The organism is Pseudomonas sp. WS 5071 (assembly GCF_012985765.1).
Taxonomy (GTDB): Bacteria; Pseudomonadota; Gammaproteobacteria; order Pseudomonadales; family Pseudomonadaceae; genus Aquipseudomonas; species Aquipseudomonas lundensis_A.
The window spans coordinates 40,327-65,578 of sequence record NZ_JAAQWY010000016.1 but is presented as its reverse complement, the minus strand read 5'-3'; the positions used below and the strand labels follow the sequence as shown (position 1 = coordinate 65,578).

Here is a 25,252-nt window from a genome sequence, read left to right as displayed (position 1 = left end):
TGTGGAGCCCAAGCCCTTGCTCCGTTACCATGCGGGTCAAATTTGGGGGGCGTCATGGAATTTCTGCTCTATCTGGTGCTGGGAGGCTTTGCCGGGGTATTGGCCGGTTTGTTCGGGGTCGGGGGCGGCATCATCATCGTCCCGGTGCTGGTGTTCAGTTTTACGTTGCAGGGCTTCAATCCCGAGGTGCTGACCCACCTGGCCGTGGGCACTTCATTGGCCACGATCATCTTTACCTCAATCAACTCGATTCGTGAACACAACCGCAAAGGCGCGGTGCGCTGGCCGTTGTTTGTGTGGATGGCGCTGGGCATTTTAATCGGCGCGGGTATCGGTGCTCTGACGGCCGAAGCGATCGCCGGTCCTCATTTGCAGAAAATCATTGGCGTTTTTGCCTTGGTCATCGCTGTGCAGATGGCGCTTGAACTCAAACCCAAAGCCAGCCGAACGGTGCCGGGTAAAGTCGGTCTGACCCTGGCTGGCACTGTCATTGGTTGGGCGTCGGCGATTTTTGGTGTGGGCGGTGGCTCCTTGACCGTGCCGTTCCTGAGCTGGCGCAGTGTACCGATGCAGCAAGCCGTGGCCACGTCGGCCGCCTGCGGGCTGCCGATTGCGCTGGTAGGTGCATTAAGTTTCATGATTATTGGCTGGCACAACCCCGACCTGCCCGCGCATAGTCTCGGGTTTGTGTATTTGCCGGCGCTGCTCGGGATTGCCCTGACCAGCATGTTTTTCGCCCGTTTTGGTGCGCGTTTGGCCCACACACTTTCGCCGCGCTTGCTGAAACGGCTGTTTGCCGCACTGTTGTTCTGTGTCGGTTTGAGTTTCCTGATCTAACAAGGAGTCGCAATGCTGCCTTACCCGCAGATTGACCCGGTGGCCTTGGCCATCGGTCCGCTGAAAATCCATTGGTACGGCTTGATGTACCTGATCGGCATTGGCGCCGCGTGGCTGATCCTGTCGCGCCGCCTGAACCGTTTCGACCCGACCTGGACCAAAGAGAAACTCTCTGATCTGGTGTTCTGGGTGGCTATGGGCGTGATCGTCGGCGGCCGTTTAGGCTACGTCCTGTTCTACGACTTGAGCGCCTACATCGCCAACCCGCTGCTGATCTTCGAAGTGTGGAAAGGCGGTATGGCGTTCCACGGCGGGCTGATCGGCGTGATGCTGGCCACTTGGTGGTTCGGCAAGCGCAACAACAAGTCATTTTTCCAAATCATGGACTTCATTGCGCCTGTGGTGCCGATTGGTCTGGGGGCCGGGCGTATCGGTAACTTTATTAACGCCGAGCTGTGGGGCAAAGCCACTGACGTGCCTTGGGCGATGATTTTTCCGACCGATCCGCAACAACTGGCGCGTCATCCGTCGCAGCTTTATCAGTTTGCCCTCGAAGGTGTGGCACTCTTCCTGATTCTTTGGCTGTACTCGCGCAAACCGCGCCCGACCATGGCCGTTTCCGGCATGTTCGCCCTGTTCTACGGTATTTTCCGATTCATCGTCGAGTTCGTCCGCGTACCGGATGCTCAGCTAGGCTATCTGGCGTTCGGTTGGGTGACGATGGGGCAAATCCTGTGCATCCCGATGATTCTCGGTGGCCTGTTCTTGATCTGGTGGGCTTACCACCGCGATCCTGCGGCCCGCCAAGCAGCGCAATAAATTCGAATCGCAGGGCTGCGCGGCCCTGCATTCAAACGGTAGGAAAACCATGAAGCAATATCTCGACCTCGTTGCCGACGTCATCAAAAACGGCACCCTGCAAGCCAACCGCACTGGCGTTAAGACCATCAGTCTGCCCGGCGCCATGTTGCGCTACGACCTCAAGGAAGGCTTCCCGGCCATCACCACCCGGCGCATGGCCTTCAAATCGGCCATCGGCGAGATGTGCGGCTTTTTGCGTCCGGTTAACAGTGCAGCGGATTTCCGCGCCCTGGGCTGCAAAGTCTGGGACCAGAACGCTAACGAAAACGCGCAATGGCTGGCCAACCCGTTCCGTCAGGGTGAAGACGACCTTGGCGAAATCTACGGCGTGCAGTGGCGCAAATGGCCTGCGTACAAACAAGTCGCGCGCAGCAATCAGGCTGCCATCGAACTGTGCCTGAGCCAGGGCTACCGGCAGATCGCTGAAGGTGAAGAAGACGGCCAACCGTATGTGGTGCTGTACAAGGCCATCGATCAGGTGCGCCAGTGCGTCGACACTATCATTAACGACCCGGGCAGCCGCCGTATCCTGTTCCACGGCTGGAACTGCGCCCAGCTCGACGAAATGGCGCTGCCGCCGTGCCACCTGCTGTACCAGTTCCACCCGAACGTCGAGACTAAGGAAATTTCCCTGAGCCTCTACATTCGCTCCAACGATCTGGGCCTGGGCACGCCGTTCAACCTGACCGAAGGTGCTGCGTTGCTGAGCCTGATCGGCCGCCTGACGGGTTATACACCGCGCTGGTTCACCTACTTCATCGGCGATGCCCACGTGTATGAAAACCACCTGGACATGCTCAACGAACAGCTGACCCGCGAGCCGTTCCCGATGCCCAAACTGGTGATTTCGGAGCGCGTGCCCGAGTTTGCCAAGACCGGCGTTTACCAGCCCGAGTGGCTGGAGCTGATCGAGCCGAGCGACTTTAGCCTTGAAGGTTATGAGCACCATGCGCCCATGACCGCGCCGATGGCGGTGTAACTCACACTCCCAATCCCGCGCCGCGTCCAACCCTAGCGTTGTACGTGGCGCTACAACAGGTGCTTGGGTCTATACCGAAAGCGTCTATTCAACTGTGAGTTGTGACAGTTCCTGATAAAGCAGATGCATGTTTATTTGGCTCTTCAATTGCTATGCAACTGGAGAGCCTGTCATGACGCATAAAGATGAATTAAAGACTGAAGGTTTCTGGCCAAGCGAACACGTTGGCACCGCTATAAAACGTGAAACCCGGACGAGCAGTAAAAGTGTTCAGGCGGGTTTATTCCTGCCAGCGGTCCTGTATCTCTACGACGATAGATTATTCTCTTTTGGTATCACTGCACCCGAGGGAGCGGTCATTGCGCAGGAAATGATCGGACATTCCTTTTTTAGAAATGCAATAAAAGTATTAATAGAAACAGATGTACCAGAGATTGAAGTTGGCGACGAAGTTCAGGCGGTCTGGACTGTACTCTCGGCAGAGGATTTTTATGAGTATCGATCGGCCCCCGTGCGTGTTGATAGCAAAAATAAGGATGTGCTGATCACCTTGCCTGACACCGAGGCTGTCAAATTTGTAGGGAAGAAATCCGAAATTGTCTATTTCCATATGCCACAAGCGGGGGGAGTCACACCTTCGCCTGGAAGGTTGGTGTATGTCGCGCCATCGTTGGGGCCTAAACCCATCCTGAAGGTGATGGGTGTGGTTGACGGTGTACTGGATACGACAGCTCACCCGGATGGCATTAAAGTCATTATTGATCCCATTGCCAACATGCACCGATATAACGCGCTGGAGATCCGCTGGACACAGGACTCCGGTATTTGGGTCGACTCTCAACACAGAATGACCGTCTACCCAGACCAATCAATGGCGTTCACTATTCCTCCGGTTGTCTACCAGCCCCATGTGGGCAAGCGCGTTTTAGTGCAGTACTTTATTTTTCTTGGGGCCAACATGAGCCCGAATCTGAGGTGGTCAACTAGCACTCTGACGCAGGCAGAATTCAACTTGATTTGACCTCCACAAACAGTCAATTAACGACGCTTTCTTTTTAATTGACTGTACTTTACCCATCAATGCCCGTGGCTTCTGCCCACATGGCTGGGTTCGCCATCGTGCGCCATGACCGAGCCACTGACCTCCAACTGCTGCAAAATCCCGCAATGTTCCTTGTCGGCGCCTTCGCTGCAGCGTTGGCGCAGGTCGAGCAGTTGTGTCTGCAACGCCAGCAACCCGTCAATTCGCGCCTTGACGTGATGAATGTGTTCATCAATCAACGCGTTCACGCTCTCACACTGGTCCTGCGGGCTATCGCGCAAGCTGAGCAGGCTGCGGATTTCTTCAAGGGTCATGTCGAGGCTGCGGCAATTGCGAATAAACGTCAGCCGCTCGACATGCGCCTGGTTGTACAAACGGTAATTGCCTTCACTGCGCGCCGGCGCCGGCAGCAGCCCTTCGCGCTCGTAATAACGGATGGTTTCAACCTGACAGTCGGTCAGTTTTGCCAGTTCACCGATTTTCATCACGCGTTTCTCCGAAGGTCGCTTGACCCTATAGTGGCTACAGGGTCTTTACTTGGCAACAAGCACCTTTTCTGGACGCACCCTGATGAGCGATTCCATTCACACCCCGCACAAATCCCACGCTGATCACGATCACGATCACGATCACGATCACGATCACAGCACTCAGCACGCGCCTGCGGCCCATGCCCACAGTTGCTGCTCGGCGGCAGAAGGTCCTAGCGTCATCAAACTTGGCGCTGCGCCTACGGCAGGCGCCCGCGTGAGCAGTTTTCGCATCGAAGCGATGGACTGCCCGACCGAGCAAACGCTTATCCAGAACAAACTGGGCAAGTTGGCGGGTGTGCAGCAACTGGAATTCAACTTGATTAACCGCGTGCTCGGCGTGACCCACGACCTGCCGTCTACCGATCCCATTATCGACGCAATCAAGTCCCTTGGCATGCAAGCCGATCCTTTGGAATCGGGGAGCGATAGCCCGCCTGCGCCTGTCGAGAAAAAACAGGGGTGGCCGCTCGCGGTGTCCGGCGTGGGTGCGTTGGCAGCTGAAGTGCTGCACTTCACCGACGCAGCGCCGACCTGGGTGATTGCGCTGGTGGCGCTGGTGTCGATCTTCAGCGGCGGTCTGACCACCTACAAGAAGGGCTGGATCGCCCTGAAAAACCTCAACCTCAACATCAATGCGCTGATGAGCATTGCCGTTACCGGTGCCGTATTGATCGGGCAGTGGCCTGAGGCGGCGATGGTGATGTTCCTGTTTACCGTGGCCGAGCTGATCGAAGCCAAATCCCTCGACCGCGCCCGCAACGCCATTGGCGGCCTGATGCAAATGGCGCCTGATAAAGCCACAGTGCAGCAGGCAGACGGCAGCTGGCGTGTGCTGGAGGTCAAAGATATCGCCCTGGATGCCATCGTGCGCGTACGCCCCGGCGAGCGCATCGGCCTGGATGGCGACGTGGTCTCAGGGCGTTCAACCATCGATCAGGCACCGATCACCGGTGAGAGCTTGCCGATTGAGAAAACGGTCGGGGATAAAGTCTTCGCCGGCACCATCAACCAGGCCGGATCGTTGGAGTACCGTGTCACAGCGGCTGCCAATAACTCTACCCTGGCGCGCATCATCCATGCCGTGGAACAAGCCCAGGGCGCTCGCGCGCCGACTCAACGCTTCGTCGACAGCTTTGCCAAAATCTACACCCCCGTGGTGTTCCTGCTGGCACTGGCCGTGGCCGTGATCCCGCCGCTGTTCATGGGTGGCCTGTGGTTTGACTGGATCTACCGTGCGCTGGTGTTGCTGGTGGTGGCGTGCCCGTGCGCGCTGGTGATTTCGACCCCAGTCACCATCGTCAGCGGGCTGGCGGCGGCAGCGCGCAAGGGCATTCTGGTCAAAGGCGGGGTGTACCTCGAAAGCGGTCACAAACTCGACTATCTGGCCCTGGATAAAACCGGAACCATCACCCACGGCAAGCCGGTGCAAACCGATTACCTGCCGCTGGACCCGCTATTAGCCGACAGCGCCGTGTTGCTGGCCGCCAGCCTGGCCTCGCGCTCCGATCACCCGGTGTCGCTGGCCGTGGCGAATGCGGCTGTGGATAAAAAATGGGCGTGGCGCTCTGTGGATAACTTCACTGCGCTGGCCGGGCGCGGGGTGCGCGGCGAAATCGACGGCACGCTGTATCACTTGGGCAACCACCGTATGGTGGAAGAACTGGGCCTGTGCTCGCCCGAGCTTGAAGAAAAACTGTTCGCCCTGGAAGAGCAGGGCAAGACGGTGATTTTGTTGTGCGACAGCGCGGGGCCTATGGCGTTGTTTGCCGTGGCTGACACGGTCAAGGCCTCAAGCCGCGAAGCGATCGCGCAGTTGCATGCCCTTGGCATCAAAACCCTGATGCTGACCGGTGACAACCCGCACACGGCCAAGGCCATTGCCGCTCAAGTGGGAATCGACGAAGCGCAGGGCAACCTGCTGCCGGATGACAAACTGAAAGCTATTGAAGCGCTGTATGCCAAAGGCCACCACGTCGGCATGGTCGGTGACGGGATTAACGACGCGCCTGCGCTGGCGCGCGCTGAAATCGGCTTCGCCATGGCGGCGGCGGGCACCGATACGGCGATAGAAACAGCCGATGTCGCCCTGATGGACGACGATCTTCGCAAGATCCCGGCATTCATCCGACTGTCACGTCAAACGTCCAGCATTCTTAAGCAGAACATCGCGTTGGCGCTGGTCATCAAAGGCATCTTTCTTGCGGTAACCTTCCTCGGTCTGGCCACCATGTGGATGGCCGTGTTTGCCGACATGGGCGTAAGCCTGTTGGTGGTGTTCAACGGGTTGCGCCTGTTGCGCAAATAGATCAAGAGAGGCTGTAGTGCTGAGTGCCGAGCTGAAAGCGTTTTACCGGGTGGCCCAATTGGGCAGCATGACTCAGGCCGCGAAAAAGCTCGGGCTCAGCCAGCCGACGGTTACCACGCAGATTCGCCAGCTCGAAAGCCAGTACGCCGTCGAGTTGTTCTACCGTGGCGGGCGGCGCCTGACCTTGACCGAAGATGGCGTGCGCTTGATGCCAATGGTCAAGGCGTTGCTCCAGCAAGAAGCCGACATCGAATTCTTCCTGCGTAACAGCGGTCAGGGTATGGGCGCGCTGCGTATCGCCGCGACGGCGCCGTATTACATCCTCGATCTGGTCAAAGCCTTTCGCGAACGTTTGCCGCAGATCGACGTGTCGGTCGACATCGGCAACTCACAGCAGGTCCTGGAGGCGCTGGAGGAATACCGCGTCGACATTGCGGTGTCCTCGCAACTGCTGGAAGACCCGCGCCTGATACGCCGCGTGCTCGGCTCGGACCCGCTGGTCCTCGCGGTGCATCGCAATCACCCGTTGGCCGCGCTGGATCACGTGCCGCTCGCGGCATTGGCCGGGCATTGCCTGTTAATGCGCGAGCAAGGGTCCACCACGCGCCGTCTGACTGAAGACCTGCTGGCCAGTGCAGGGGTGGGCGTTGGTCCGTTGCTGGAAATCGGCAGTCGCGAGTCCATTCGTGAAGCCGTTTTGCGCAACATCGGCATCAGCATCATTGCCCGTCAGGAAGTGCCGCACGATCCCCAGTTGCGAGTCCTGACGCTGGAAAACGCGCCCGTGATTCACGAATACCTGTACTGCCTTAAGGAGCGAAAAGCGGCGCGTTTGCCAGCGGCCTTTCTGGGGTTGGCGCAAGAAATGGCCGGCTGCTGAAAAGTCCTTCAGCGCAAATCCGCCAATACCACTATCGGTAGCTTTTGCCTTGCTGCCACATCTTGTACGCATTGCCTCTTTAGGATGACGCTTATCAGCTTGATGAGGTGCATCCATGAACCGCTCCAACGCAACCGTTGTGTCCCAACCCGGCGTACCGATGCAGGTGCGCAATGTGAGCAAACGCTTTGGCGCGTTCACCGCGCTGGAGGATGTGTCGCTGGAGGTCGCTGCTGGCGAACTGGTGTGTCTGCTCGGGCCGTCCGGCTGCGGCAAGACCACACTGCTGCGTTGCATTGCCGGGCTCGAACGTCAGGACAGCGGCGTGTTGTACCTGGGCAGTCGCGATGTGTCCGACCTCGCACCTCAAGCGCGGGATTACGGGATTCTGTTTCAGTCCTGTGCCTTGTTTCCCAATCTCAGCGTTGAAGCCAACATCGCCTACGGGCTGGCGGGCAGTAATCGCGACGTGGTGCGCAAACGGGTCAGCGAGATGTTAGAGCTGGTGGGCCTGAGTGGCAGCGAGAAGAAATTCCCCGGCCAACTCTCGGGCGGTCAGCAACAACGTGTGGCACTGGCCCGGGCACTGGCGCCGTCGCCTTCGCTGTTGTTGCTCGACGAGCCCATGTCGGCCCTCGATGCCAGAGTGCGCGAGCATTTGTGTACCGAGCTGCGTCAACTGCAGCGCCAGCTTGGCATCACCACGCTGATGGTCACCCACAATCAGGACGAAGCCATGCTCATGGCCGACCGTATTGCGGTGATGAACCAGGGCAAGGTCGAGCAATACGATACGCCGCAGGCGATCTACAACACGCCGGCCACGCCGTTTGTAGCCGAGTTCGTCGGGCAAGGTAATTGGCTGCCGTTCCAGCGCAGCGGCGACAGCCAGGCGCAGGTCGGCGGTTTGAACATGCGACTGGCGGATGACGCCAGCCAGGCCGCATCAGGCCGACTGTTTTGCCGTCCGGAGGCAATCACGGTCAACCCGGTGCTGCATCAGGAAAACCTGTTCCCGGCCCGCGTACGGGAGATCACGTTCCTGGGCAACCGCTGCCGCATGAGCTTTGAACTCAATCATTTGCCAGGCCATGCGCTGATGGTCGAAGTGGGCAGCCACGACCTGCCGCGCCTTGGTCATCAGGACATTGTGGTCGCTTTGCCGCCCGCCAGTTTGCAGGTGTTTGCCTGAGATGGCCGCAGACATGGCGTTGCCATTGCCCGGCAAACACACCCGCAGCATGTCGCGTGCCGAATTGGGCGACCGGCTTTTCGTGGTCGGCGGCAAACTGTTGTTACTGCTGCTGTTGGGCGTCGCGGTGCTGATGCCGTTGCTGGCGATCTTCTGGCGCGGTTTCAGCGCAGAAGACGGGCAGGGCGGCGGGTGGGTCGCTGCACGGGAGCTGCTCGTCAGTGACAACTTCCATTGGTTGCTCGGCAACAGCCTGAAGGTTTCGCTGAGCGTGGCGGTGATTGTCGTACCGCTGGCCTATCTCTTTGCCTACGCGCTGCAACGCACCCTGATCCCCGGCAAACGTGTCTGGCGCGGGTTGTCGCTGTTGCCGTTGATGGCCCCGTCCATGCTGCCAGGGATTGCGCTGGTCTACCTGTTTGGGAATCAGGGCATGTTGCGCAGTCTGCTCTCGGACAACATTTATGGCTTTTGGGGGATTGTGCTGGGCGAGGTGATTTACACCTTCCCCCATGCGCTGATGATTTTGCTCTCGGCCCTGTCGTTGGCCGATGCACGCCTGTTCGATGCCGTGTCCAGCATGGGCGCCGGGCCGTTCAAAGCCTTTCGCAGTATCACGTGGCCCGGAACGCGTCAGGCCGTGTTTGCGGCGTTTTGTCTGGTGTTTACCCTGACCATCACCGATTTTGGCGTGCCCGTGGTGGTGGGTGGCGATTATCAAGTGCTGGCGCTGGAAGCTTACAAAGCCGTGGTCGGGCAGCAACAATTTGGCCGGGGCGCCTTGATCGGCATGGTTTTGCTGCTGCCTGCGCTGTTCAGCTTCGGCGTCGATGCGTGGTTGCGCAGGCAACACGGCGACGCGATGAGCGGCCGCGCTCAAGTCTTCACACCGTTGCCTGGCAAGGTGCGTGACGGCTGCTATCTGGCCATCGTGCTGCTGATTTGCGCGGTTTTGCTGATGGTGTTCGGGATGGCGGTGTATTCGTCGCTGGTCAAATTTTGGCCTTACAACCTGTCGTTGTCGCTCGGCCACTATCAATTCAACGACACGGCCGGGGGCGGCTGGCTGGCCTACCGCAACAGCCTGACCATGGCGCTGTTAACAGCGTTGATCGGCAGCACCGTGATCTTCACCGGCGCGTACCTGATGGAGAAAACCAAAGGCCAGAAAGGGCTGACCCTGGCCTTGCGCATGCTCAGCTTTGTGCCCATGGCTGTTCCAGGCCTGGTGCTGGGGTTGGGCTACGTTTTTTTTTTCAACCTCACCGGCAACCCGCTGCACGTGTTCTACGGAACCATGACGCTGCTGGTGGTGTGCACCATTGCGCATTATTTGACCACTGCACAAATGACTGCCACCACGGCCCTGCGCCAACTGGATGGCGAGTTCGAAGCGGCGGCGTTGTCGCTCAAGGCCCCGCTGTATCGCCATTACCTGCGGGTCACGGTGCCGATCTGCCTTCCGGCGCTGCTGGACATCGTGCGTTATCTGTTTGTGTCGGCCATGACCACCGTGTCGGCCGCGATTTTCCTCTACAGCTCCGACACCCTCCTCGCGGCCGTGGCCGTGCTGAACATGGACGACGCGGGCAACGTGGGCGGTGCAGCCGCCATGTCGACCCTGATTTTGTTTACCTCGGCGGGTGTTTCCCTGCTGCTGGCCTGGGCGTCGCGCGGCGTGCTGCGCCGTTCTCAAGCCTGGCGTCAGGGCGCCCCGGCGCAATGATCCGTCCCCTTCCCCCTCAAAGGAACCGCACCATGTTCAAGCCTGTTGCCCTTGTCGCTGCTGTCCTCACGGCTTTGAGCGGCCATGCATTCGCCGCGAAAACCGAGTTGACGGTGTACACCGCCCTCGAAGCCGAACAGCTCAAGACCTACAAACGCGCCTTCGAAAAGGCCAACCCGGACGTGGACATCAAGTGGGTGCGCGACTCGACGGGCATCATCACCGCCAAACTGCTGGCCGAGAAAGCGCGTCCACAGGCCGATGCGGTGTGGGGGCTGGCGGCGTCGAGTCTGGCGATCCTCGACCAGCAAGGGATGCTGCAACACTACGCGCCCAAAGACTTGGGCAAAATCGGCCCGAACTACCGCGACGCGGCCAACCCACCGGGCTGGGTGGGGATGGACGTGTGGGCCGCGACGATTTGCTTCAACACCATCGAAGCCGAAAAACAGGGGCTGACCAAGCCTGTGAGCTGGCAAGACCTGACCAAGCCTGAATACAAGGGCAAGATCGTGATGCCTAACCCGGCGTCCTCCGGGACGGGGTTTCTGGACGTGAGCGCGTGGCTGCAAACCTTCGGTGAGCAGCAGGGCTGGCAGTACATGGACGATCTGCACCAGAACATCGGGCAATACGTTCATTCCGGCTCCAAACCTTGCAAATTGGCAGCCGCAGGGGAATTTCCGATCGGTATTTCGTTTGAATACCCGGCCGTGCAGCTCAAGCGTCAGGGCGCGCCGCTCGACATCGTGTTGCCCAAGGAAGGACTGGGCTGGGAGATCGAAGCCACGGCGGTGATCAAAGGAACACCGCATGAAGACGCCGCGAAGAAACTGGCAGACTTTTCGGCCAGCCCTGAAGCGATGGAACTCTACAAAGAGAACTTTGCTGTGTTGGCCCAGCCCGGCATTGCCAAGCCGCAGACCGAATTGCCTGCCGATTATGAGCAGCGTTTGATCAAAAACGACTTTGCCTGGGCCTCGAAAAACCGTGACCGGATTTTGGCCGAGTGGCGTAAGCGGTACGACGGCAAGACTGAGAAAGCGGCGCAGTAAAGGGCCATCCAAGGAGTTCGCTATGTCCGTTTCCAACACGATTCTGATCGTCGGCGCCGGGATTCTTGGCCTGTCCCACGCCTACGCGGCTGCCCGGCGCGGCTTAAACGTGCGGGTTTTCGAACGCACCGCCACGCCACTGGGTGCGTCGGTGCGCAACTTCGGCCAGGCGCTGGTCACGGGGCAGCCGCCCGGCGTGATGCTGGAGCTGGCCCGCGCCAGTCGCGGCATTTGGGCCGACTGGTCCCGGCAGGCGGGCTTCGACCTCACGCGCAACGGTTCTTACCTGTTCGCCCGCACGCAAGCCGAAGAACACCTGCTCGATGCGTTCTGTCAGGGCCGCGCCCAAGAGCAGGGCTACCGTGTCGAATTGCTCGGCGCCCGTGATCTCAGCCATTTGTATGGCGGCCAGTTCAAGCATCATCGCGCCGCTTTGCATGGCCTGGACGATCAACAAGTCTATTCCCGTGAAGCCATCCCGGCGTTGATCGAGTACCTGGGTAACGCGCTCGGCGTCGAGTTCCATTTCTCAACCCTGGTACGCGACGTCGAGCCGGGCGCGGTCCACACCACTGCGGGCAGCTTTGAAGGCGCGCAGGTGATTGTCTGTTCGGGCCACGATTACCAGACCCTGCTTGCAGAGCCCATGGCGCAGCTGACGCCTCAAGTCTGTCGCCTGCAAATGTTACGGGTGCGCCCGCAGGTGGCGTTGAACCTGCAACATGCTTTGCTCACGGGGTTGAGTTGTGTGCATTACGGGGCGTTTGCCAATTTGCCCGAGGCCGCTGCGGTGCAGGAGGAAATTTTGTGCAACAGCCCTCATCTGGATGATCACGGGATTCACCTGCTGATGAGCCCGACCCCTTATGGCGATTTGATTGTGGGGGACACTCATGAGTACAGCGACGATCCATCGCCCTTCAACGGCGAACAGGTCGATAACTGGATGCTACAACTGTGTGAGGAAACCCTCGGCTGTCGCGTGCAGGTCGTTGAACGCTGGCAAGGGGTGTATGGGGCCAAAGGGGTCAGCCCGTTTTCATGGCTGGACGTGGCGCCGGGCCTGCATGCCGCGCTCATGCACACCGGGGTGGGCATGAGCATCGGGCCCGCCATGGCCGAGCGTAATATCGCCCGGATGCTGCTGGAGGCGTGAGGTGCCTTGGCTCAGATGTGTTGGGCCAACGCTTCAATCTGTTCCTGACGCTCAGCCTGACTCAGTTTGGGGTGCGGATTGAGTGAGGACCATTGCGGGTGCGCCCGGGCCTTGCTCAGTGCTTCTGGCAGTTTGCCTTCGCGCCAGGTGGTCTCCTGCGGTGTCGCCACCTTGATGCTGTCAACCGCTGCATGCCCTCGGGCGTTCAGCGCATGCAGCAATTGGCGTTGGCGCAAGGCCAGCAGGCGCAGCACGCTGTCGTCCACGGTCAGTTCGCGCTGGCCTTTGATTTTGCCCAGCAACCGGCTGCCATAACTGCGCGCGGTTTGCAGCGCACCGCCTGCAATGGCCCCGGCCAATGCTGCCGCGCCCAGCGTCAGACCGCCCACCATCAAGTCCACGCCTGCACCCGCTGCTGCGCCTGCGGCAATGCCGCCGCCCACGCGCACCCCCAGTTGTTTGAGGGTTTCGGGGTTGAACAGGTCATCGCCCCAGCGGCCGTCCAGCAGCGGCAAATCACCAGCGGCCGCGTCGCTGGTACGAAAACCGTAGAGTTTGAGCAGGGCTTCCACGCAACGTTGTTCACGCTGGCGAACGGCCTGACGCAATTGATGGATAGCATCCTGCTCGGCCGTTTTGTCGCTGACCACACTGCGTCGACACGCCGCGCAGTCGATCAGCAGTTCGGCAATTAGCCGCAGCGCGCTGTGCTTGCGCGCTTGTCGCTGGGCTTCAAGATCGGTAATCAGGCGTTGCAATGCGTCGCGTGAATGCTCCAGCAACAGCGCAAGGCTTTCATACAAACGCCGCTCGCCATCTTCGGGCGGCGCCACGCTGTCGAAGCGCACCAATGCATGTAAACCGAGGCGCGCCAGCGCGTCGCGCCATTCGGGTTCGCGCTGCTGCGGGCTGCTGACGAAATTGAGTATCGGCAGTAACGGCTTGCCACAACTGGCCAACACACTCAGTTCATCACGGTATTTGGCCAACACGGGTTCGCGGGCATCGATCACGTAGAGCCCGGCGTCCGAGGCCAGCAGTTGGCGCAGGACTTTGGCCTCTTGCTCGAAACGCTGTCTGGCCTCACTGCCTTCAAGGAAGCGCGCCACCCGGGCAGGGCCGTCCAGGCGTTCACCGGGGCGGTCAAGGCGCTCAAGGTAGTCGAGCAGCGCGATGGCATCTTCCAGCCCCGGCGTGTCGTACAACTCCAGCAGCGGTTCGCCGTCCACCGACAGGCGTGCCCCTTCGACGTGCCGGGTGGTGCTGGGGCGATGGGAGACTTCGCCGAAACCGACATCCCGGGTCAGGGTACGCAGCAGCGAGGTCTTGCCGACATTGGTGTGGCCGACCACGGCCAGTGTGAGCGGCTTAGTCATGACCTGTCTCCAGCCAGTTCAAGGGCGCGCTGGAGGCAAAGGGCAGGCCCAGTTGCTCCAGCGCGGCGTGCCAGTCACTCAGGCGCTCGGCGTCCAGCGCCTGACCGGGCGGGGCTTGCAGCAACCACACCCGGGTGGCGGCGGCACTGCGCGCAAGTTCACCGATCAGGGCCAGGCTGCCGCGATCCGGGGAGCGCCGGGGGTCACAGGCAATCGCCAGGCGCGCAGGCGGGAAACGGGTCATTTGCTCAAGCAAGGTTTGCCGTGACTCGCGGCTGTCGAGAATGCCTGCGTCTTTGACCGAGGCGGGCAAGGTGGGTGGCCAGGATTGTTGGTCGTCAAGTTCGATGCCCACGATCAGTGCGCCATCGGTTTGTAGTTCCGAACGTCCAGCCTGCACGTGATGCAACTGCTCGGGGGCGATGTCATTGACGCCAAGGCGCTCGCTGCTCGGCATTAAGGCTTCACGCAACTGGCTGTAGCCGGGCAGGTTGAGGTCCAGTCGCAGCGTGTTGCGCCCGGTCTTCCAGCGCCACCGGCAAAACACGTAGAGCAGCAGACGCGGAATCACGCCATAAATCAGGACAACGCCGACCAGCCAGATCGCCCAGGACTGACGGACCAGTTCGTTGTTGTAGAGGCTGCTGTCGTTGCTGACGAGGATCATCTCCACGGTGGGTACACTGAAACCCAGCCAGTTCGGCAGTGCGCCCAGCGCCCGTGTGGCGGCGACGAACACATCGGCGCCGAGGATCGTGGTCTCCCAGATAAACCCGTAGCGGCGCGTAGCCATGAGCAACAACATCATCACCAGCGCGCTGAGCATGGCCAGCAGCCACAGGCCATTGACCAGCGCGCCAACGGCCCAGCGATTGAGCATGCGCCGTTGCAGCAACAGCACTAACGCGGGGCCAAGCTGTGCAGCCTTGGCATCGCGGGCGAGTTTTTCACTGAGCCATAGCCACAATCGGCCCAGGCCCGCACCGTGCTCACCGGCACACACCAGGCCGACCACCCAGCTCAGCAGCAGGATCAGGTTGAGCCCGAGCAAACTGCCCAGCGCCCAGAACACGTTGACCGGGGTCTGGCCATTGCCCAGCGCCGCAAAGGCCAGCCCGGCACCGCTGACGACAGCCATCACCGCGAGCACCAACAGGGCCAGCCGCGCGCCTTGCCGCCAATGCTGCATGGCGCTGAGTAAACCATCGCGCTCGGCCAGCCAAAGCGCCCGGTTTTCCAGGCGAGCGGGCAAGTCACCGCCGGTGCTGCGGGCGCGGCGGTTGGCCTCCTGATCATCCAGCGGGCCAGCATGTGCTTCGCGCAAACGCACGGTTTCAGTCAGCCAAAGGCGTTGCAAAGGAGAGAGTTGAGTCACAGGCCGATCCATTCAAGTGAGCCAAGAGCATAACCGCTGCGGCGCCGGACGGGGTACTGCGGGCGCGGGTCGCTCTGGTATCCTCGCCGCCATGAAAAAAACACTCCCCCTCAGCCTGATCGCAGCCCTCGGTGAAAACCGCGTGATCGGCGTCGATAACAGCATGCCGTGGCATTTGCCGGCGGATTTCAAGTATTTCAAGGCCACCACCCTCGGCAAGCCCATCATCATGGGGCGTAAAACCTGGGATTCGCTGGGCCGCCCGTTGCCGGGCCGGTTGAACCTTGTCGTCAGTCGTCAGACCGGGTTGCAACTTGAAGGTGCCGAAGTATTCCCTTCCCTTGAGGACGCAGTGGCGCGCGCACAAGCCTGGGCACTTGAACAAGGTGTCAGCGAAGTCATGTTGATTGGCGGTGCGCAGCTGTACACCCAGGGGCTGGCGGATGCCGACCGGTTGTACCTGACGCGTGTGGGCCTGAGCCCGGAAGGCGATGCGTGGTTTCCTGAGTTTGATCAGGCGCAGTGGACATTGGTGTCGAATGAACCGCATGCAGCTGAAGACGGAAAGCCGGCGTTCAGTTTTGAAGTGTGGGAAAGGGCTTAAGCAGACGTTGAAGCCCCTCTCCTTATGGGAGAGGGGCAAGGTTCAAACCTTAGGCGTGTGCCAGCTCACCATGATCGTCTTCAGCCAGGATGGCTTTATCCGTCTCATTCATGATCTGGCTGGTCACCGTACCGGCCACCATGGCACCGCTCACGTTCAAGGCCGTGCGGCCCATGTCGATCAGCGGTTCAACCGAGATCAACAGCGCCACCAGCGACACGGGCAGGCCCATCGCGGGCAGTACGATCAGCGCGGCAAACGTTGCGCCACCGCCTACGCCCGCCACACCGGCTGAGCTCAGCGTTACGATCGCCACCAGCGTTGCAATCCACAGCGGGTCCAGCGGGTTGATGCCCACTGTCGGGGCAACCATCACGGCCAGCATGGCCGGGTACAGACCGGCACAGCCGTTTTGACCAATGGTCGCGCCAAACGAAGCAGCAAAGCTGGCGATGGACGACGGAATCCCCAAACGACGGGTTTGCGCCTCAATGCTCAATGGAATGCTGGCTGCGCTTGAACGGCTGGTGAACGCGAACGTCAGCACCGGCCAGACCTTGCGGAAGAAGCGCAGCGGGTTGACCCCGGACAGCGACACGATCAGCCCGTGAATCACGAACATCAGCGCCAGGCCGATGTAAGACACCACCACGAAACTGCCGAGTTTGATGATGTCTTGCAGATTGGACGTCGCCACCACTTTGGTCATCAGGGCCAGCACGCCGTACGGGGTCAGTTTCATGACCAGACGTACCAGACGCATCACCCAGGCTTGCAGGGTGTCGATGGCATTGAGCACTTTGCTGCCTTTTTCCGGCTCATCCTTGAACAGTTGCAGCGCGGCAACGCCCAGGAATGCAGCGAAGATCACCACGCTGATGATCGACGTCGGCTTGGCGCGGGCCAGGTCGGCAAACGGGTTTTGCGGGATAAACGACAGCAGCAACTGCGGCACATTCAGGTCGGCCACTTTCCCTGCGTAATCGCTTTGAATGATCTGCAGGCGGCTCATCTCCGCAGCGCCCGCCACCAGACCTTCAGCCGTGAGGCCGAACAGGTTGGTCAGGCCGATACCCACCAACGCTGCGATCATCGTGGTAAACAGCAGGGTGCCGATGGTCAAAAAGCTGATCTTGCCCAACGACGACGCGTTATGCAGGCGCGCCACGGCGCTGAGGATCGAAGCAAATACCAACGGAATCACGATCATTTGCAGCAGCTGCACATAGCCGCTGCCAACCAGATCGAACCAGCCGATGGACGTTTTCAGGGTAGGGTTTTCAGCACCATAGATAAGGTGCAAACCAAGACCGAAAATCACACCGACAACCAGCGCCAGCAGGACTTTTTTAGCAAGGCTCCACGCGGTGTGGCGGGTCAGCGACAAGCCGAACAGCAACGCGAGGAACACCAGCAGATTGAGGATCAGCGGGTAATTCATGAAAGCTCCGAGGGGCGACTTGTACCAGTCTTGGGATGTAACAATTTCGAACCGGAAATGCTAACAGGTTGATATAGCTAGAAATATACCGTTCTGGAATGACTACCTTTGATTTAGGCATAAGACTGTCGACAGTGCGAAGGTTGTTTGTGCCTCTCGTGTCGCTTATAGAGAAGCATAGCGGCTATGCGTCAGACGACTCAGAAATCGGCGCTGCGTTGACGTGTCGTCAGAGGGAACGTAAGCGCACGGTCGAGGGATTCCTGAAATTCAAACAAAGAACTGACGATGAGCTTTCAGTCCAGAGCATGCCAGGCAGGGCACATCTTTTCCGGATGCTCTTCGTTGCAAGGGTGAACATCTTTTGGCCGCTCATTAAAAATCCCGGCACATGGCCGGGATTGTTGGGTAGAGCGAGGCGAGTTACGGCACCAGTTTGTCCAGCAAGGCTTTGTCACGTACCGCGCCCTTGTCGGCGCTGGTGGCGAGCAAGGCGTATGCCTTCAATGCCGTGGTGACTTTGCGTGGACGCACTTCGACCGGTTTCCAGCCTTTTTTGTCCTGCTCGACGCGGCGCGCCGCCAGCTCTTCGTCGCTGACCAACAAATTGATCGAGCGGTTCGGGATGTCGATCAGGACTTTGTCGCCGTCCTGTACCAGGCCAATTGCGCCACCGGCAGCGGCTTCCGGTGAGGCGTGGCCGATTGAAAGGCCCGACGTACCCCCCGAGAAGCGGCCGTCCGTCAGCAAGGCGCAGGCTTTGCCCAGCCCCTTGGATTTGAGGTACGAGGTGGGGTAGAGCATCTCTTGCATGCCCGGCCCGCCCTTCGGGCCTTCGTAGCGAATGATCACGATGTCGCCCGCCTGCACTTCGTCCGCGAGGATGCCGCGCACGGCGCTGTCCTGGCTTTCGAAAATTTTGGCGTTGCCTTCGAACACGTGAATCGACTCATCGACCCCGGCGGTTTTCACTACACAACCATCCAGCGCGATGTTGCCGTACAGCACGGCCAGCCCGCCTTCTTGGGAGTAAGCGTGTTCGACGCTACGTATGCAGCCGTTTTCGCGGTCGTCGTCCAGCGTGTCCCAGCGGGTTGACTGGCTAAACGCGGTTTGCGTCGGGATGCCGGCCGGGCCTGCGCGGAAGAACGTGTGCACGGCTTCATCGTCAGTCTGGGTGATGTCCCACTTGGCGATGGCGTCGGCCATGGTCTTGCTGTGCACAGTCGGCAAGTCGGTGTGCAGCAAACCGCCACGGGCCAGCGAGCCGAGGATGGAGAAAATCCCGCCAGCGCGGTGTACGTCCTCCATGTGGTACTTCTGGATGTTCGGCGCCACTTTGCACAGCTGCGGCACGTGGCGTGACAGGCGGTCGATGTCTTTGAGGTCGAAATCAATCTCGGCCTCCTGGGCAGCGGCCAGCAAATGCAGGATGGTGTTGGTCGAGCCGCCCATGGCAATGTCCAGCGTCATGGCGTTTTCGAAGGCCTTGAAGTTGGCGATGTTGCGCGGCAGTACGGATTCGTCGTTCTCGACGTAGTACTGGCGGCACAGGTCGACGATGGTACGGCCCGCTTGCAGGAACAGTTGTTCGCGGTCGCTGTGGGTGGCCAGTGTCGAGCCGTTACCCGGCAGTGCCAAACCGAGGGCTTCAGTCAGGCAGTTCATCGAGTTGGCGGTGAACATGCCGGAGCATGAACCGCACGTCGGGCAAGCGCTGCGCTCGTACTCGGCAACCTTCTCGTCAGAAGCGCTGGAGTCGGCTGCTATCACCATGGCATCAACCAGGTCGAGACCATGGCTGGCGAGCTTGGTTTTGCCCGCTTCCATTGGCCCGCCGGAGACGAAAATCACCGGGATGTTGAGGCGCAACGAGGCCATCAGCATGCCGGGAGTGATTTTGTCGCAGTTGGAAATGCACACGATGGCGTCGGCGCAGTGGGCGTTGACCATGTATTCCACGGAGTCGGCAATGATCTCGCGGCTCGGCAGCGAATAGAGCATGCCGTCATGGCCCATGGCGATGCCGTCGTCCACCGCGATGGTATTGAATTCTTTGGCGACGCCGCCTGCACGCTCGATCTCGCGGGCGACCAGTTGGCCCATGTCTTTGAGGTGCACATGGCCCGGCACGAATTGGGTAAAGGAGTTGGCAATGGCGATGATCGGCTTCTTGAAGTCGGCATCTTTCATCCCCGTGGCGCGCCACAAAGCGCGGGCACCGGCCATGTTACGGCCATGGGTGGAGGTTTTCGAACGATAGTCAGGCATGGAGCAACTCCGGGCGGCTAATCAGGTAACAAACAGGGAAGTGAGCTTCTAATTGCTGACTGACAACACAGAAAATGACTACGTGTCAGCAAGCTGCCGTTAACGCTGCGGGATCGCCGCGCGTCTGGGCCTGAGCTCATAAACCCGCCGGGGATGATTGGCGATGAATGCGTCGATTCTACACGGCTGGCGTGCGGAGGGAATGGGCCAGACACACGGGCCACAGAGGAGGGGGCTATGCAGGGTGTTGTGCGCGCTGGCGTCGGCGAGTGGAGAAGATCAGGCCCAACGCAATCAGGCCCAGCGCCATAAAGGTGATCGCCAGTGTCACTTGCAGGCTGGCCGGGCTGAGGTTGACCCAGGCACTGACAACCCCGCCGCAGATGAAGATCAGCGCGCTGCCGGCTGACGACGCAGTGCCTGCCAGATCAGGAAAAACGTCCATGGCCCGCGAGGTGGCAATTGGCCGGGCGAGGGTGATGCCCGTGGTGCAGACAATCATGGGCAGCAACACGTTAAAAACCGTCAAGCCCGTATGGCGGTGCAGCAGCCACATCAACCCCCCTGCCAGGACGATCAACAACAGCCCGGTAATGATCTGCCAGTTCGCCCTGATGCGTTTCCCGAGGACATGAGCCAACACACCGCCGCCGACATAGGCCGCGCCATACACCAGCAAAATCAGTGAGTAGGTGTAGCTGGACAGGTGCAGTTGTTCCAGAAACAACAAGGGTGAAATGACGATGAATGAAAAGTGGCAGGCGAACGCGATGGCCGCTATCAACCAGTAGCTGATGAACGTGGGATTGCGGCACACCATGGCGTACGCCTTCAGCAGGCCGAGGGTCGAAGGCTTGCGAGCAGGGTTTTCTCTTAAGTGCTTCCACGCCATGGCCCATACGATTGAACCCAGCGCAATGAACACCCCGAAGCTCCCGGGCCAGTCGAATGCCTCTTGCAGCACGGTGCCAGCCAGGGGCGAAAGCGAAATCGCCAGCCCGCTGGCGGTGACCATCAGGATGCGCAACTGGTCACGTTGCTTGCCTATGAACAGGTCCTGAATCAAGGCTTGAGACAACACAAAGCACCCGCACCCGACGGCCTGCATGCACCGAAAAAACAGGAATCCCGTGTAATGGGTGGACAGTACGCAACCCGCCGCGCCCAGAATCGACAAGGCCATCCCGGCAAGCAACAAGGATTTGCGCCCGATGCGGTCTGAAAGCGGGCCTATGAGCAGTTGTGAAAGTGAAATACCGATAGCGAACAGACTGATGGACAGTGCGATATCGCCCGGTGTTCGTTCAAAGAAGTCAGCCAGGGCGGGAAATGAGGGCAACACCACATCCAGCGGGAACACCCCGAGCACCACCATGCTCAGCAACAGCACAATCGCCAGTCCCGGTCGGGTTGCGGGGGTTTCAGGCATCCATAAACCCTGCACTCATAAACAGGCGTCGATTGTGATCACAGTTAAAAAAACCGGCATTGGCCAACGCCAGCACTGTGGCTTTGGACCCCGCACGCACGCGCTGCTGATGAACGGCGGGTTGCTGCAAGTGGGTGGTGATCTGCTCGATGGTGGCAGGGTTGAGGTCGACACTGCTGAGGCTTTCTTTGAGCCAGCGGGTGTCGCTCTCGAAAAAGATGCCAAGCAGGGTCAGTAATTGTGTCGAGGCTTGGGCGCGTTGAGCGTCATCCAGCCGTGACCACACATGGGCGAACACTTCACTAAAGTAACGACTGTGCCGTGCTTCGTCCCCCAGGTGGCTTTTGAACATGTCCAAAACAGTGGTAACCAGCGGTACATGGATGGCGCCCAACAGCTCTTTGGCAATAATCGTCTCGGACACAAAGCCGATCAAAAACCAGTTCAACGGCCTGTCAGCCGGGCGGCATACCTCTATTTGATGCAGCAGGCGCTGGATACGATGAGCGGGGCGCGAGCGGTTGTTTATCCCGTACAGGTCGGCTACCTGCTCTGCGATCTGGCAGGAAAACAGCGCGTGATAGCCCTCGTCGATATAAAGCTGCAAGGCCGCGTTCTTCATCGCCGCGGGCACGTGAACGCCAAGTTCGTTATGAATCAGGGTTTCGACCGCCCGGTTCACCAGTTTGTGTTCCAGCACCGTGGTGTGGTCGAGGAAATACACCAGTTGATTGGCTTCAAGGCGCCGCGCAACTGACTGGCCTGCCTGCACGATGTCCGGGTGGTCGAGGTAAGGCATGAACGCGGGTACAAACCAATGACGCTCGCCCAGCTGACATTCCAGGTCGGCAGGCAGCGAGTAAGGTGTTCGATCCAGGCGCACGCTGGCCTTGTTGTCCCAGTCAGGCAAGGTGTATGGGGGGCTCGCGGCAAGCCTTTTCGGGGACGTGGATTCGCTCACAACGTCGATTCCTCCTGCTTGATTAATGCGACCAGTTCCGGGCACTGCACTTGGCCGTCACCTTTGCCGCAACCCACAAAGAACAGCGGCTGTTCGGGACTGTTGTCCATATCCAGCAGTGCTTCAACCCGGTCATCGGTCAGGGCGCCGGTTAGCCAGGTATTGAGCCCAAGTTGTGTGGCGACGAGCTGAAATGTCTGAGAGATATGCCCGGCTTCGACGTAGGCCATTCGATAAGCGCGAGAATGCTCGTACTTCCACCACAACTTGTCGAAGCGCGCAGTAATGAACAACCCCACGGGCAGCGAGTTGATGAAGTGTTGGCCGCACAGCAGTTGCCCCAGCGGTTCTTCCGGCAGCGGGTTGATCAGGCTCAAAGCATGCAGATCGCTTGAATAGGCATAAATGCCGGGTTTCAGGCCGTTCACATGCCGGACATAGACGTAACCTTCGCACGCATTCAGCCCACCACCTGAAGGGCTGCTGCGGCGCGACTCCATGCCCAAGGGGAGCGTGGGGTTGACCTCGCCCCGGCGCTCGTTGAGATACCCCAGCGACAGATAAAGCAGCGAGCTGAGTTGGGTAAGCGTGAGGCTTTGCTCAGTGAAGGCGCGTGAGGTTTTGCGGTTGAGCAGCGCCGCCGACAATGTGCCTTTCAACGTGTCGGCAGGCCTGCATACGGGTAACGCAATCAGGGGCGCGTTATGTGGGTCGACCCGGTTGGGCGCAGGGGCCGGGCTATTCAGGACCTCATTGCAATGTGCCAGGTACTGCGAGGCCCATTCGTGGACATCTTGAGGGATGTGTTCCTGCGGCAGGTTTTTAGTGCCGATATGAAAGATCATGGACAGTTCGTCCCAGCCCCATTCAGGCACCGGCATTTCATCCGGCGTGATAATGGACGCGGCTAAAAAGTCTTGATCAATCCGATTGTCAGGGTCGAACAGTTCCGGGCAAGTAATCAGTTGGGTTAATCGTTTGCTGTAATGGAAGTCGAGTTCAAATTGGGTGTGATTGGCATAATTCCAGACAATATGGTGCGGTGATCGGGCCAATATAAATAAATAAGGATTTATATGCATGGATCAACAGCTCTGAATTGAGAAGGTAATGAAACCGGGGTGTCGGATGCCCCCGGCTTCATAGTCAGCGACGTTGCGTTAGCGCTGAGTAACCGCCAAACAAGCGAGGTTGGCGATTTTGTTGGCTTCCAGCGTAATGGCTTTCATCGTATTGCTCCTTACTTAAAAGTGGGTGACTTCAGTGCGTAAGTGCAGTCGCTGAGTACTGCGGTGTTCGCTCAGTGACTTGGTTAAAACTAGCTGCTTAATGAAAAACAACAATGTTATATAAAGTGGGGCATTGCCCGCTTTTGCGTAAGTTTCATCTTATGTAAGGGTTAAACCGCTGTTTATATCCGGGGCGTTTTAATAAACGCAGCTTGTGTAGGCGATTGGTGGGTTACGCCTTAAAGTGGCGGGGTGCTTTCCTTACAGGGATTTTGAAAGATGGTCATTACGCGCTCCATCAAGGCCTGCCTGGCCATTGGTCTGGTGCAGGGAGTGTTGCTCTGGCTCGCTCGCTCCATCACCGAAAACGGCATCAAGTTCGCACTCGTGACCGCGGTGCTGGTGGGCGGGATCAACCTGCTGCTACTGGGCGATAACGTGCGTCAGCGCGGCACCGGCTGGCTTGTACTCGGATTGACCGCCGTGATGAGCGCCATCAGTGCCTGGGTGTTCTGGGAGGGTGGGGAGCAGTGGCGTTCCAGCAGTTGGCTGACGGGTAGCTGGACCTGTTTCGCCGTCGTGATCACCTACATCTGCACGGCCTTCATCCTCAGTTGGCCAACCCGCGAAGGACGTTACCCGCGCTACGAAGATTTATTCCGCCACGCGTGGGACACCGTCTTCATTGTGTTGCTGGGGTTGCTGTTTAACGGGGTGTTCTGGGCCTTGATTCTGCTGTGGGGCAGCCTGTTCAAAATGCTCGGCATTGTGGCATTGAACAAAGTGTTCTCCACCGACGGTTTTATCTACATCAGCACGGCCATGGTGTTTGCCCTGGGCTTGAAGATGGGCCGCGACAATGATCGGGTGATCGGCTTGCTGCGCGGCATTCTGCTCACGTTGTGCCGCTTCTTGCTGCCACTCGGCGCTTTGATTGCCCTGGTGTTCACGTTCGCATTGCCCTTCACCGGGCTGGAGCCGATCTGGGACACAGGGTATTCAACGCCGATCATGGTGTGCCTGGTGGCCGTTAATCTGTTCTTGCTCAACGGCGTGGTACAGGACGGCGAACACGAGATCGGCTACCCGACGTGGCTGTTGCGCATGATCGACCTGTGCCTGTTGTGTTTGCCGGTTCTGGTGGTGCTGGCCGGGTATTCGACCTGGTTAAGAATTGAACAATATGGCCTGACGCCGAGCCGCCTGTTGGCGATGCTGCTGGTGGCCGTGATGCTGGTGCACAGCCTTGCAGCGGCTTGGGCAGTGGTGCTGCCGCAGCGTCAGTGGTTGTGGCGTTTACGTGTTAGCAACCCAGTGATTGCACTCTTGAGCGTGCTGCTGTTACTGGCGATTCATACGCCGTGGTTCAGCCCGTTGCAGTTCAGTGCGCAGAATCAGGTGAACCGAGTATTGAGCGGTAAGTCGTCCGTCGAAACCTTTGATGCAGACACCTTGCGTTATCGACTGGGGCCTCCCGGCAAACAGGCTTTTGAGGCACTGCGGGCGCAGGTGGAGCAAGGTCAGGTGCTGTCTGCGTCAGCACGTGATGTGCTGTTGAAGCGTCTCAAGGATGCGGACATGGGCAACGGTGTGCGCGCGCCGAATGACCGGGTGCTGGAATGGATCGGCCCTGAAGTCGAAGGCAGGGAGCAATTTGGCGAGCCGGGCATTGGCGGACAGCCCTGCTGGGCGCCGGGGTGCGTGTTGTGGGCGGTAGACCTGAATCAGGACGGTCAGATGGAGGTGCTGCAACTGCCGAAACAGAAGTGGTCTGATCCGTTGTATTTCTTCACGCGTGACGCCCAAGGGCGATGGAAACGGGCAGGCACCTATGAAGGTGGCGACAGCCCTCTGGAGATGATCGAGCAGATTCGCGAGGGGCAGGTGAAGGTGGTGAAACCCCGCTATCAAGCGTTGCAGATCGGCTCAACCGAGCTGAATCCGAAGCTGGATCGCGAACCGCAGCCGTAAAAATGAGCCCCTGACCGCCACCGTTGGCA

The 25,252-nt window shown here is 59.4% G+C and carries 20 protein-coding genes; 12 read left to right on the top strand and 8 right to left on the bottom strand.

The features are described from left to right. Positions 1–54: 54 nt before the first annotated feature. From HBN61_RS11880 to HBN61_RS11865, 4 genes are all read left to right on the top strand, one after another. The gene (locus tag HBN61_RS11880) at positions 55–837 is read left to right on the top strand and encodes a sulfite exporter TauE/SafE family protein (RefSeq protein WP_070412771.1); all 783 of its coding nucleotides are present in this window, start codon (positions 55–57) and stop codon (positions 835–837) included. A gap of 12 nt (positions 838–849) precedes the next feature. After that, positions 850–1,656 carry a prolipoprotein diacylglyceryl transferase gene (lgt, locus tag HBN61_RS11875; RefSeq protein WP_070412770.1) on the top strand — a complete coding sequence of 269 codons (807 nt, stop codon included), beginning with the start codon at positions 850–852 and terminating at the stop codon, positions 1,654–1,656. A gap of 49 nt (positions 1,657–1,705) precedes the next feature. Continuing rightward, positions 1,706–2,677 (top strand): thymidylate synthase, encoded by a 972-nt coding sequence (locus HBN61_RS11870; protein WP_094991694.1) that lies wholly within the window; start codon positions 1,706–1,708, stop codon positions 2,675–2,677. A 172-nt stretch (positions 2,678–2,849) separates the two neighbouring features. After that, positions 2,850–3,698: a hypothetical protein gene (locus tag HBN61_RS11865; protein WP_170046843.1), complete on the top strand. Its 849-nt coding sequence runs from the start codon at positions 2,850–2,852 to the stop codon at positions 3,696–3,698. Between the two features lie 56 nt (positions 3,699–3,754). Here the strand turns inward: HBN61_RS11865 and cadR are convergent, their stop codons facing one another. Then, on the bottom strand, positions 3,755–4,204 hold the full coding sequence (gene cadR / locus HBN61_RS11860) for a Cd(II)/Pb(II)-responsive transcriptional regulator (protein ID WP_170046842.1): 450 nt from the start codon (positions 4,202–4,204) through the stop codon (positions 3,755–3,757). Between the two features lie 85 nt (positions 4,205–4,289). Between cadR and HBN61_RS11855 the strand changes: the two genes are divergently transcribed. From HBN61_RS11855 to HBN61_RS11830, 6 genes are all read left to right on the top strand, one after another. Next, positions 4,290–6,557, top strand: coding sequence for a heavy metal translocating P-type ATPase (locus HBN61_RS11855; RefSeq protein ID WP_170046841.1), 2,268 nt, complete (start codon positions 4,290–4,292; stop codon positions 6,555–6,557). A gap of 16 nt (positions 6,558–6,573) precedes the next feature. Then, positions 6,574–7,437 carry a LysR substrate-binding domain-containing protein gene (locus HBN61_RS11850; RefSeq protein WP_169962243.1) on the top strand — a complete coding sequence of 288 codons (864 nt, stop codon included), beginning with the start codon at positions 6,574–6,576 and terminating at the stop codon, positions 7,435–7,437. 115 nt (positions 7,438–7,552) lie between these two features. Next, a complete protein-coding gene (locus HBN61_RS11845; protein WP_170046840.1) occupies positions 7,553–8,629 on the top strand; it encodes a putative 2-aminoethylphosphonate ABC transporter ATP-binding protein in 1,077 nt (358 codons plus the stop codon). Position 8,630: 1 nt separating this feature from the next. Continuing rightward, positions 8,631–10,355: a putative 2-aminoethylphosphonate ABC transporter permease subunit gene (locus tag HBN61_RS11840; protein WP_170046839.1), complete on the top strand. Its 1,725-nt coding sequence runs from the start codon at positions 8,631–8,633 to the stop codon at positions 10,353–10,355. Between the two features lie 32 nt (positions 10,356–10,387). After that, positions 10,388–11,410 (top strand): putative 2-aminoethylphosphonate ABC transporter substrate-binding protein, encoded by a 1,023-nt coding sequence (locus HBN61_RS11835; protein ID WP_170046838.1) that lies wholly within the window; start codon positions 10,388–10,390, stop codon positions 11,408–11,410. Positions 11,411–11,432: 22 nt separating this feature from the next. Then, positions 11,433–12,566, top strand: coding sequence for a TIGR03364 family FAD-dependent oxidoreductase (locus HBN61_RS11830; protein WP_170046837.1), 1,134 nt, complete (start codon positions 11,433–11,435; stop codon positions 12,564–12,566). A gap of 11 nt (positions 12,567–12,577) precedes the next feature. On the opposite strand, the gene HBN61_RS11825 is transcribed toward HBN61_RS11830, so the two are convergent. Both HBN61_RS11825 and HBN61_RS11820 read right to left on the bottom strand, forming a co-directional pair. After that, positions 12,578–13,942: a GTPase/DUF3482 domain-containing protein gene (locus HBN61_RS11825; RefSeq protein ID WP_170046836.1), complete on the bottom strand. Its 1,365-nt coding sequence runs from the start codon at positions 13,940–13,942 to the stop codon at positions 12,578–12,580. Then, the gene (locus tag HBN61_RS11820; RefSeq protein ID WP_170046835.1) at positions 13,935–15,317 is read right to left on the bottom strand and encodes a DUF2868 domain-containing protein; all 1,383 of its coding nucleotides are present in this window, start codon (positions 15,315–15,317) and stop codon (positions 13,935–13,937) included. Before HBN61_RS11820 ends, HBN61_RS11825 begins: the two co-directional genes overlap by 8 nt. Before the next feature lie 91 nt (positions 15,318–15,408). Between HBN61_RS11820 and HBN61_RS11815 the strand changes: the two genes are divergently transcribed. After that, positions 15,409–15,921 carry a dihydrofolate reductase gene (locus HBN61_RS11815; RefSeq protein ID WP_186347872.1) on the top strand — a complete coding sequence of 171 codons (513 nt, stop codon included), beginning with the start codon at positions 15,409–15,411 and terminating at the stop codon, positions 15,919–15,921. A gap of 49 nt (positions 15,922–15,970) precedes the next feature. Here the strand turns inward: HBN61_RS11815 and HBN61_RS11810 are convergent, their stop codons facing one another. From HBN61_RS11810 to HBN61_RS11790, 5 genes are all read right to left on the bottom strand, one after another. Then, positions 15,971–17,362 carry an L-cystine transporter gene (locus HBN61_RS11810; RefSeq protein ID WP_047278457.1) on the bottom strand — a complete coding sequence of 464 codons (1,392 nt, stop codon included), beginning with the start codon at positions 17,360–17,362 and terminating at the stop codon, positions 15,971–15,973. A gap of 423 nt (positions 17,363–17,785) precedes the next feature. Next, positions 17,786–19,633, bottom strand: a complete 1,848-nt coding sequence (gene ilvD / locus HBN61_RS11805) for a dihydroxy-acid dehydratase (RefSeq protein ID WP_094991681.1) — start codon at positions 19,631–19,633, stop codon at positions 17,786–17,788. A gap of 235 nt (positions 19,634–19,868) precedes the next feature. Then, positions 19,869–21,062 (bottom strand): MFS transporter, encoded by a 1,194-nt coding sequence (locus tag HBN61_RS11800; RefSeq protein WP_170046834.1) that lies wholly within the window; start codon positions 21,060–21,062, stop codon positions 19,869–19,871. Continuing rightward, positions 21,055–22,023 carry a diiron oxygenase gene (locus tag HBN61_RS11795; RefSeq protein ID WP_346266457.1) on the bottom strand — a complete coding sequence of 323 codons (969 nt, stop codon included), beginning with the start codon at positions 22,021–22,023 and terminating at the stop codon, positions 21,055–21,057. Before HBN61_RS11795 ends, HBN61_RS11800 begins: the two co-directional genes overlap by 8 nt. Next, positions 22,020–23,105, bottom strand: a complete 1,086-nt coding sequence (locus HBN61_RS11790; RefSeq protein WP_094991679.1) for a SagB/ThcOx family dehydrogenase — start codon at positions 23,103–23,105, stop codon at positions 22,020–22,022. Before HBN61_RS11790 ends, HBN61_RS11795 begins: the two co-directional genes overlap by 4 nt. A gap of 426 nt (positions 23,106–23,531) precedes the next feature. Between HBN61_RS11790 and HBN61_RS11785 the strand changes: the two genes are divergently transcribed. Continuing rightward, positions 23,532–25,223 (top strand): DUF4153 domain-containing protein, encoded by a 1,692-nt coding sequence (locus HBN61_RS11785; protein WP_170046833.1) that lies wholly within the window; start codon positions 23,532–23,534, stop codon positions 25,221–25,223. Positions 25,224–25,252: the final 29 nt, after the last annotated feature.

What these genes read in the sequence shown, in the direction of transcription:
- HBN61_RS11880 (WP_070412771.1), top strand. Translation starts at nt 55, where the DNA reads ATGGAATTTCTGCTCTATCTGGTGCTGGGAGGCTTTGCCGGGGTATTG.
- lgt (WP_070412770.1), top strand. Translation starts at nt 850, where the DNA reads ATGCTGCCTTACCCGCAGATTGACCCGGTGGCCTTGGCCATCGGTCCG.
- HBN61_RS11870 (WP_094991694.1), top strand. Translation starts at nt 1,706, where the DNA reads ATGAAGCAATATCTCGACCTCGTTGCCGACGTCATCAAAAACGGCACC.
- HBN61_RS11865 (WP_170046843.1), top strand. Translation starts at nt 2,850, where the DNA reads ATGACGCATAAAGATGAATTAAAGACTGAAGGTTTCTGGCCAAGCGAA.
- cadR (WP_170046842.1), bottom strand. Translation starts at nt 4,204, where the DNA reads ATGAAAATCGGTGAACTGGCAAAACTGACCGACTGTCAGGTTGAAACC.
- HBN61_RS11855 (WP_170046841.1), top strand. Translation starts at nt 4,290, where the DNA reads ATGAGCGATTCCATTCACACCCCGCACAAATCCCACGCTGATCACGAT.
- HBN61_RS11845 (WP_170046840.1), top strand. Translation starts at nt 7,553, where the DNA reads ATGAACCGCTCCAACGCAACCGTTGTGTCCCAACCCGGCGTACCGATG.
- HBN61_RS11840 (WP_170046839.1), top strand. Translation starts at nt 8,631, where the DNA reads ATGGCCGCAGACATGGCGTTGCCATTGCCCGGCAAACACACCCGCAGC.
- HBN61_RS11835 (WP_170046838.1), top strand. Translation starts at nt 10,388, where the DNA reads ATGTTCAAGCCTGTTGCCCTTGTCGCTGCTGTCCTCACGGCTTTGAGC.
- HBN61_RS11830 (WP_170046837.1), top strand. Translation starts at nt 11,433, where the DNA reads ATGTCCGTTTCCAACACGATTCTGATCGTCGGCGCCGGGATTCTTGGC.
- HBN61_RS11825 (WP_170046836.1), bottom strand. Translation starts at nt 13,942, where the DNA reads ATGACTAAGCCGCTCACACTGGCCGTGGTCGGCCACACCAATGTCGGC.
- HBN61_RS11815 (WP_186347872.1), top strand. Translation starts at nt 15,409, where the DNA reads ATGAAAAAAACACTCCCCCTCAGCCTGATCGCAGCCCTCGGTGAAAAC.
- HBN61_RS11810 (WP_047278457.1), bottom strand. Translation starts at nt 17,362, where the DNA reads ATGAATTACCCGCTGATCCTCAATCTGCTGGTGTTCCTCGCGTTGCTG.
- ilvD (WP_094991681.1), bottom strand. Translation starts at nt 19,633, where the DNA reads ATGCCTGACTATCGTTCGAAAACCTCCACCCATGGCCGTAACATGGCC.
- HBN61_RS11800 (WP_170046834.1), bottom strand. Translation starts at nt 21,062, where the DNA reads ATGCCTGAAACCCCCGCAACCCGACCGGGACTGGCGATTGTGCTGTTG.
- HBN61_RS11790 (WP_094991679.1), bottom strand. Translation starts at nt 23,105, where the DNA reads ATGCATATAAATCCTTATTTATTTATATTGGCCCGATCACCGCACCAT.
- HBN61_RS11785 (WP_170046833.1), top strand. Translation starts at nt 23,532, where the DNA reads ATGGTCATTACGCGCTCCATCAAGGCCTGCCTGGCCATTGGTCTGGTG.